We start from the raw sequence: 7,061 nt of genomic DNA on the forward strand, positions 1-7,061 counted from the left end.
CTTGAAGCCCGTGCGATGGGTTATCTGAAGGCGTCGGACACGATCGTGTTCAACGTGCACGAGTTGCTCGATATTGCCAAGAAGGAAGCGCGGGCGTTGAGCGCGGCGGGCTATCGCGCGCCGTTGCGTGCCACGCACATTCCCGTTGCCGGACGCTCGGCCATCTCGACCATCAAGGCGTCGCTGGTCAATATGCGCGACGGTCGCTTTATCAGCGATCACGACTACCTGATCGCGAGCCGGATCGCCGAAGCCGTGTGCGGTGGCGACGTGGAGGCGGGCAGTCTCGTCGATGAAGAATGGCTGCTGGCGCTCGAGCGTCGCGCGTTCGTCGACTTGCTCGGCACGGCCAAGACGCAGGAACGGATCATGGGCATGTTGCAGACCGGCAAGCCGGTTCGTAACTAAGGCGGCCGCACTCAAACATGAGTGGGATCAGAGTAGGGCGCTAAAGCACCAACTCTGATCGACATAGGAGTTGCAAATGAGCAAACAACTGCAGGACGCATATATTGTCGCCGCGAGCCGGACGCCTATCGGCAAGGCGCCGCGTGGCATGTTCAGGAACACGCGCCCGGATGAGCTGCTGGTCCACGCTATTCGCTCGGCTGTCGCACAGGTTCCGGGGCTGGATACGACGCTGATCGAGGACGCGATCATCGGTTGCGCGATTCCTGAAGGCGAGCAGGGTCTTAACGTGGCGCGTATCGGGGCGTTGCTTGCCGGCCTGCCGAACACGGTCGGCGGTGTCACGGTCAATCGCTTTTGCGCGTCGGGCGTGACAGCGTTGGCGATGGCGGCGGACCGCGTTCGCGTCGGTGAATCGGATGTGATGATCGCGGGCGGCTGCGAGTCGATGAGCATGGTGCCGATGATGGGCAACAAGCCATCGTTGTCCCCGCATATCTTCGATCGCGACGAAAACATCGGGATTGCTTACGGTATGGGCTTGACTGCCGAGCGCGTGGCGGAGCGCTGGAAGATCAGCCGCGAAGCGCAGGACGCGTTCTCCGTGGAGTCACATCGGCGCGCGCTCCAGGCGCAAGCGAACGGCGAGTTCAACGATGAAATCTCGGCATTCACGCTGAACGAGCGCTTCCCGGATTTATCGACGGGCGAGATTCGCGTGAACACGCGCGAGATCAGGAACGACGAAGGCCCGCGGCAGGACACGACCCTGGAGGGACTCACGAAACTACGTCCCGTTTTCGCCGCGAAGGGTTCGGTCACGGCGGGCAATAGCTCGCAAACGTCCGATGGCGCGGGTGCGTTGATCGTGGTCAGCGAGAAGATCTTGCGGCAATTCAACCTGACGCCGCTCGCGCGTTTCGTGAGCTTCGCGGTGCGCGGTGTGCCACCCGAAATCATGGGCATCGGACCGAAGGAAGCGATTCCTGCTGCACTGAAGGCGGCTGGATTGAAGCAGGATGACATCGACTGGATCGAACTCAATGAAGCGTTTGCGGCGCAATCGCTGGCCGTGATCCAGGATCTCGGGCTCGATCCGTCGAAGATCAACCCGCTCGGCGGCGCGATTGCACTTGGCCATCCGCTGGGTGCGACGGGCGCGATCCGGGCGTCGACGGTTGTGCACGGGTTGCGCAGGCGCCAGTTGAAGTACGGCATGGTGACCATGTGCGTGGGAACGGGCATGGGCGCGGCTGGGATTATCGAACGGATGTAATCGTTCGCTCGACACAAAGCCAAACTACGGTTCGCGCGCCAGCCGGTTCGCGGACCGTTTATGCATTCAGGAGACAGAAATGGACATCATCATTGAGCGCGCCGACGGCGTATTGAGCATCACGCTGAACCGTCCGGCCCGGAAAAACGCGCTGACGGCCGCGATGTATCAGGACATGGCCGATGCTTTCTTCGACGCGGAAAACGACCCGGCCGTGCGTGTCGTGCTGATCCGCGCGAACGGCGATTCGTTTAGCGCGGGCAACGATCTTGAGGACTTCATGAAGGCGCCGCCCGCGACCGGGGACGCGCCCGTGTTCCAGTTCCTGCGCGCCATCAGCACGGCGAAAAAGCCGGTTGTGGCGGCGGTGGCGGGCGTGGCGGTGGGTATCGGTACGACGATGCTTTTGCATTGCGATCTGGTTTATGCCACAACGACCGCCCGCTTCGCGTTGCCGTTCGTGCAGCTTGGCCTGTGCCCGGAGGCGGCGTCGAGCTTGTTGTTGCCACGAATCGCGGGATATCAGCGGGCGGCGGAAAAGTTGCTGCTGGGCGAGCCGTTCGATGTCACCGAGGCATTGAACATGGGTATCGTAAATCGCGTGATCGCGGTCGAGGAACTCGATGCGTTTGCACGCGCTCAGGCGAAGAAACTGGTGGCGCTGCCGGCGGCGTCGCTGAAGGTGACCAAGGCGTTGATGAAGGGCTCGGATGCGGGAGAGGTGGGTAGGCGCATATCGGAGGAGGCGGAGCACTTCGGGCGCATGCTGAAAGGCGGCGAGGCGCAGGAAGCGTTCAAGGCTTTTTTCGAGAAGAGGAAGCCGGACTTCAGCCAGTTTAATTGAAGGTGTTGTGTTGTTCAGGGCGAGGACTCGACCGGTTAAAGGAGTGCCGGTCGGGTTATGACGTGAATGCCTGAGCCGTCGTTGCTGTCGATCGACACGTCGGATTGACTGGCGCGGGCGCCTCAGTCGTCCGGTTCCATCGCACTCTCTTGCCAAGTCAGATACTCGGCTCACGCGATTGAGAAAACGCGGTGAAGCTATTTTCATTCGATCAAAGATCTGTTCTCATTTACCAAACAACTAATCAATCTCGGTGTCGACAATTTTTTGCAGTTACTAAAACAGTTATGTCGCAAAATGCTCGTATGCTTACGCGACGACTGCCGATTAGCCGCCGCTAACTTGTAAGCCACGTTAGATCAATAATAAGTTATTTTAAATAATAGGTTAGCTATGCTTATAAATTAATGTCATTGGAGATCTTGCCAATATCTATCGTCTTATTCAGATTATGAGGCGGGTTGAATTGCTTGTTCGCAGGGGACGGAACGCGTGCTTTCCCTTCCAAAGCCTTTCGCTTCGACCTTGTTGATATTTGCGGAAGAGTCATCTCTCAACGATCGAGAAATTCCATCTTCATCACGACGACAATCGCGCTACGTTAATCAGTTTTCCATTTCTACCGGCCTCCAACGACAATAGCACTGACCCCTATGCGTTTTCCGCGTTGAGCGAAGTCGTAAATATCGATGACTATGAATCGGCGCACGGTGTTTATCCGGTAAGCGTGGGTCGCCGATGGCATGGCGGTATTCATCTCACGCCGAAGCTCCGCGATGAACCAGTGCGTGCTATTGCCGACGGCACGGTTGTGGCCTATCGGTCTACGTCCGAATTGGGAGAAGGGTTCGATAGTAGCTTCATCTTGCTCAAACATGAGACCGAAACTGGGTGCGATCGACCGCTGATTTTCTATTCGCTTTACATGCACCTCAAGAGGCACAAGGCGCTGAAGGTCAGGCCGATGCAGTTGCGAGCGGTGGTTCCTTTCATGCAGACGGCGACAAGCGACGTACGGGCGGACGGCGAGACGAAGGTGTATCGGAAAGACGTTCTTGGATATCCTGGCGAGATGTACGGTCACCGGATGATTCACTTTGAAATCTTCATGGCCGACGTGGATTTTCAAGCTTATTTCAGCAGGACGCAGCTCGGTAAGCAATCAGTTGAGGTGGACGGTACGGACGAGCTTTGGGGCGACGTCTATTTCGTGATACCTGCTACGTCGTTCCGAGAAAAGCCAAGTGCGCAAAGTAGCGTGACTGGCCGTTCCGAAGGCACGACGTTTGTCCGAATTTCGTATGACAAAGGGGTGAAGTACACGACCGTATGGGTTAGTAGGGAGTCGGGTAATGCCCTCACGCTGATAACTCCGGCCGACGGGGTTACGGAAGCCGAATGTGAATACTCCCTATTCAAGACGGCCTGTGATAGGTATCCAGCATGCCCGAGCGCGGGTTACGAGTTATTGCGATTTGGACGGGTTCTCGGTCCAGTCAAGGGCAAATTGCCCGTCGAGCAGAACGTCAACTGGCAGTTGATACCGTTCGCCGAAGGCAAGTCCGGTTATATCGATCTAAATTCACCGAGTATCCGAACCCTATCCGACGCTGACTTTCCGTCTTTCAAAGGGTGGATGAAAACGTCGGAGGGAAGCGGCGTGTTATCGAGCGACGGATTATGTGACGTGGAGGCGATCCTCGATATTGTTTGCGAGTCGGACGTGCCGGAACCTAGGGCTGGTGTCGATCGTCAGGAACGGTTAGCGTTTTATTTGAGTCAAGCCGACACGGCACGTCGTAAGTTGCGCGGGATGATCTGCGAGGCGCCGACCGAATGGGACAAGACGACAAACGTCCTGCGATTCGGCGGGTTGACGAAGCAGGGCGAGCGTTTCGAGAACAAGCCCGAAGAGCTTCAAAAGTTCTTGGAGTGTGTTGAACAGTTTCAGTTTTGGGACAAGACGGGATTGCCGAAGAAGATATGGCATTTCCATCCGCTGGCGTTTATCGAGCACTTCCGGAAGTGCAAATGGTTGAGTCGCAGTGAGTTGATCCAGTTGGTGCCCGTCAGTGCGGTGCGGCCTCACAAGGGTGGATGGGTCTCTGAGAAAGTGGTCGTGGACCGGGCCGCGATTGAGCAACATCGTCCCGACATGAACCGAGCACTGCGTAAGTTTGGCATTCTGTCGCCCGAGCGTATGGCTGCATTCTTTGGCAATGCCATGCAGGAAACGCAGTGGTTTGGCAAGCTTTACGAAAACAATCCCACCGCGTGGTACCACCCTTGGGACGGCCGTGGGTTCATGCAACTCACTGGGCCGGGAAATTACATCAAATACTGGCGGTGGCGTGGGCGTGACGTGCCCGACAAAATGGAGCAATCGTTGGTCGCGGCCTACGGCAAGAAGGATCGCGCCGGCTTGCAAGACGGCCAGAACCCCGGGCTTACAGAGAAGATGATTCAATGGCGGCTGGATTTGGAGGGCGCGAGAGCGAGCACTCGATACGATGCGGCAGACAGTGCTGCCTCCTACTGGGCTTGGAGCGGTGCCGCGCGGTTCGCTAATCGTCCCTCGAAGTACGAATATGCAAACGTAACCATCAATGATCAACGAGTCGCCTACTACAAGAGTGCTTCCTTCGGGCAAGTCGCAGCTACGGTTAACTTTGGTAGCCCGGTGAGTAATCTGGCGGACACAAAGTACGGTAGCTATCTCGTTGGGTATGACGGCGGCACAACCTTTTTGGCTGTGCAAATGTTTTGCGAATCTCTAAGGCCCGGGTTACTGGAGGATGCCGCCGGGATTTCTCAGCAAGGCAACGGGTACGTCTTGAGCAATCAGGCGGAACAGTTCATACCTGAACAGCACGTCAAATTGATTCGTCTTGCTTCAAAAAATTGGACCGGAGGCGGAACGCTGACTGATAGCACAACGGGCGAGCCGTTCGATCGTTTTCGGCGTTTTCATTTCTGCATCGTACATCGGGATCAAGCGCTTTGTGGCTGGAGCGACGTTGTGCCCCATCTCTCCAATCCGAGTAAAAGCTCGCTGGGCGAGGTATTGAAGTTAATCAAAAGCGTCGAGTTCATTGACGACTGGATTCCGACGAGCGTGGTGCCGCACTAAAAGAATGTGAGCGTTAAACGCTTTCAGGTTCGACACCACCGAATTTGCAACGTGTTAAACCACTTTCCCGTACTCCACAAACCCGTTCTCCCGCGCGAAACTCGCCAGCCGCAAGCCCGCCTTCTCCGCGATAGAAATCGCCAGCGACGTCGGCGCGGAAATGGTGACTAGCATCGGTACGCCGACTCGCGCCGACTTGCGAACGAGTTCATAACTTGCCCGGCTTGAAAGAAACACGAAACCTTGTGTGGTATCGATACGTTGCAGCACCAGATGGCCGATCAGCTTATCGAGCGCGTTGTGGCGTCCGACGTCCTCGAACGCGAACTTGACCGCGCCACGTTCATCGCACCAGGCGGCCGCGTGCAATCCCCCCGTCAGCTTCGATAACCGCTGATGCGCCGGCAATTCACGCGCGGCGTGGGCGATGGCATCGCCAGCGAGACGTTTCAGGAAGCCCGTATCGGGTACGCGTTCCGGCTGCAGATCCAGCAACTCGATACTCTCGATCCCGCAAACGCCACAGCCCGTTCGGCCGGCCATCGCCCGCCGCTTGTCCTTGAGCGCGACGAACGCCTGCTGCACGACCTGAAGATGCACTTCGGCGTAGGGCAATTCGCTATCGCTTTCAGCCGAACGAAAAAAGACCTCGATATCCTGGATATCGCTGCCGCGTTCCACGATTCCTTCTGTCAGCGAGAAGCCGACAGCGAACGCTTCCAGATCGCGCGGCGTGCACATCATCACCGCGTGGGAAATGCCGTTGTAGACGAGCGCGACGGGCCATTCCTGGCCGACGTCGTCGGTGGCATCGCGACTTTCTCCCGACCGGTGCCGCGTGATTTGCCGCTTTACGTAGCCGGGTTGATCGTCGATATCTGCGTCATTCACGTTAACGTTTCCTTACGATGTCGCGGCGCAACATTTTTCGAGAATTTCTAGGAATAATCCGGGCATATCGCTTGCTGCTTTATGGTGCAACAGACACAATCAAGCGGTCCCATGCCCTACGATAACCGAAGCGAATCGCACTCGCTCAACATCCGCCTACCTTGTTCATCACGCCAACGAGGCACCCGCCATGGCACTTTACGACGCCCCGCGCCTGTTCCGGTTCGAGATTGAGTCCTCCGAGAATCTGCGCTTTATTCCTTTGGCCGTACGCTTCAATCTTGATCGCTTTGGCCGACGGATCACGCTTGATCAGTGGCAGCAACTGCCGCTTGACGACCGCGAATTGCTCGCGCGCTTTCCTGTGGAAATCGACGTAGAGATAGAGCCCAATTTCGATGCGGCACTCGCCGAAATGTTGCATACGCATGCCCATGTGGAGCCTGAAGCCTTCGAGCCCGATACGGATCCCATCTGGATCCATACGAACGTTGTTCATGAGAGCGTGATTC

General features: G+C 57.0%; 5 protein-coding genes and 1 pseudogene. 5 read left to right on the top strand and 1 reads right to left on the bottom strand.

The annotated features are described in order from the left end of the window. From WCA53_RS19815 to WCA53_RS19830, 4 genes and pseudogenes are all read left to right on the top strand, one after another. Positions 1-408, top strand: a pseudogene (locus tag WCA53_RS19815) (3-hydroxyacyl-CoA dehydrogenase); the annotation flags it as partial. A 76-nt stretch (positions 409-484) separates the two neighbouring features. Next, the gene (locus tag WCA53_RS19820) at positions 485-1,684 is read left to right on the top strand and encodes an acetyl-CoA C-acyltransferase (RefSeq protein WP_423914544.1); all 1,200 of its coding nucleotides are present in this window, start codon (positions 485-487) and stop codon (positions 1,682-1,684) included. A gap of 79 nt (positions 1,685-1,763) precedes the next feature. Next, positions 1,764-2,528, top strand: coding sequence for an enoyl-CoA hydratase (locus WCA53_RS19825; RefSeq protein ID WP_423914549.1), 765 nt, complete (start codon positions 1,764-1,766; stop codon positions 2,526-2,528). A 667-nt stretch (positions 2,529-3,195) separates the two neighbouring features. Next, a complete protein-coding gene (locus tag WCA53_RS19830) occupies positions 3,196-5,658 on the top strand; it encodes a hypothetical protein (RefSeq protein ID WP_423914552.1) in 2,463 nt (820 codons plus the stop codon). Positions 5,659-5,712: 54 nt separating this feature from the next. Here the strand turns inward: WCA53_RS19830 and fdhD are convergent, their stop codons facing one another. Beyond that, on the bottom strand, positions 5,713-6,549 hold the full coding sequence (fdhD, locus tag WCA53_RS19835; protein ID WP_423914555.1) for a formate dehydrogenase accessory sulfurtransferase FdhD: 837 nt from the start codon (positions 6,547-6,549) through the stop codon (positions 5,713-5,715). A gap of 190 nt (positions 6,550-6,739) precedes the next feature. Between fdhD and WCA53_RS19840 the strand changes: the two genes are divergently transcribed. After that, the coding region (locus WCA53_RS19840) for a nitrate reductase associated protein (RefSeq protein ID WP_423914558.1) at positions 6,740-7,061 on the top strand (322 nt) is incomplete at its 3' end.

It is taken from the genome of Caballeronia sp., assembly GCF_049581465.1.
Taxonomy (GTDB): Bacteria; Pseudomonadota; Gammaproteobacteria; order Burkholderiales; family Burkholderiaceae; genus Caballeronia.

Coding starts and splice junctions, on each gene's coding strand:
- WCA53_RS19825 (WP_423914549.1), top strand. CDS start 1,764: ATGGACATCATCATTGAGCGCGCCGACGGCGTATTGAGCATCACGCTG.
- WCA53_RS19820 (WP_423914544.1), top strand. CDS start 485: ATGAGCAAACAACTGCAGGACGCATATATTGTCGCCGCGAGCCGGACG.